We start from the raw sequence: 1389 nt of genomic DNA, 5'->3' as shown, positions 1-1389 counted from the left end.
GAACCGTGCAGCAGCGGCTCGTAATAGCCGGTCACGAGCCCGTCGAGCGTACCGTCGGTATTCGCGAGCTGGAACGGCGTGAAATACGTTTCGAAGAAGGTGCGGGCGCTGCTGACGTCGAGTTCGTCGAGCCGGTCGGCGGCCGCGCAAGCGCGCGTCCAGGCCGGCTGACGCGCAAGCCGCGCGCAATTTTGTCGCAGCGCGGCCGTCGCGCCGATCAGCGAATCGTCCTGCCAGCCCGGCACCTGCTGCCACGCGACCGGCGTGAGCCGCTTCGCGGCGACCTGGCCCGGCACGATCGCCGCGCCGGTCGGCGGCTTCAGCGCGGAAGTTCGCGTCGGCGCGCCGCCGCACGCCGCGAGCAGCGCCGCCGCAGCAGCAGCGGCCATCCACCCGGCCAGCCGGGGCCCAAACCACATACAATGTCCGTTCTTGATGGAAACCGCCATGTCAGATTTTCTCGACCAATATCCGATGCTCATCTTCGCGCTCGAAGCCTTCGTAGCACTTGCCCTGCTGATCTTCATCGTCGTGTGGACGTCGTCGGGCAGAAAGAAGCAGGCCCGCCACAACGACCGCCAGCCGCGCTGACGCGCGCCGCACACTGCACGCTCAATGCAGCGTGCGCGGCATGTGCAGGGCGAACTCGTCGACCGGCGCCTCGAAACGCTCGCCGTCCTCCGCCACGCAGAAGTACGCACCGCGCATCGTGCCGACCGGCGTCGCGATCACGGCCCAGCTCGTGTATTCGAAATGCTCGCCCGGCTGCAACAGCGGCTGGTGCCCGACGACGCCGAGCCCCTTCACTTCCTGCACGTGGCTTTCGCTGTCCGTGATGATCCAGTGACGGGCGATCAGCTGCGCCGCGACCTGTCCGGTGTTGCGGATGGTCAGCGTGTACGCGAATGCGTATTGACGGTGATCGGGGTCGGATTGTTCCGGCAAGTAGCTGGTTTTCACCGAAACGGTGAACTGATACTGACTCATGGTGTGTCCGCTCTAGGTAACCGCGCGCGCCGACTCGAGCGGCCGGGCCGCGGGCGCGCCGCATTGGTTCGGCATTCTATGCGCAATCGGGCCGCAACCGCACGGCCTGCCGCCGCGCAGCGGGTCGCCGGACGGTAGAATGACGGTTTTGCGCCGCAACGTCCCCGCTCCCCTGCCATGACTCAATTCCGCATCGCCCCCAGCATCCTGTCGGCCGACTTTGCACGGCTCGGCGAAGAAGTCCGCAACGTAGTCGCCGCCGGCGCCGACTGGATTCACTTCGACGTGATGGACAACCATTATGTGCCGAACCTGACGATCGGCCCGCTCGTCTGCGAGGCGATCCGCCCGCACGTGCAGGTGCCGATCGACGTGCACCTGATGGTGCGTCCGGTCGACCGG

At 66.8% G+C, this 1389-nt stretch carries 2 protein-coding genes and 1 pseudogene; 1 reads left to right on the top strand and 2 read right to left on the bottom strand.

Features of this window, described 5'->3' with window-relative positions:
• A pseudogene (locus tag JMF90_RS37140) lies at positions 1–527 on the bottom strand (MltA domain-containing protein); the annotation flags it as partial.
• A gap of 85 nt (positions 528–612) precedes the next feature.
• Positions 613–987, bottom strand: a complete 375-nt coding sequence (gene apaG, locus JMF90_RS37135) for a Co2+/Mg2+ efflux protein ApaG (RefSeq protein ID WP_006477037.1) — start codon at positions 985–987, stop codon at positions 613–615.
• A gap of 177 nt (positions 988–1164) precedes the next feature.
• Here apaG and JMF90_RS37130 point away from each other — a divergent pair.
• A partial coding sequence (locus JMF90_RS37130) for a ribulose-phosphate 3-epimerase (RefSeq protein ID WP_374104337.1) occupies positions 1165–1389 on the top strand: 225 nt, incomplete at its 3' end.

The sequence above is a fragment of the Burkholderia sp. E168m23 genome, assembly GCF_016586125.1.
In the GTDB taxonomy this organism is placed as follows: domain Bacteria; phylum Pseudomonadota; class Gammaproteobacteria; order Burkholderiales; family Burkholderiaceae; genus Burkholderia; species Burkholderia orbicola.
The sequence above is the reverse complement of the archived record's forward strand: the minus strand, read 5'-3'. Positions and strand labels throughout refer to the sequence as shown.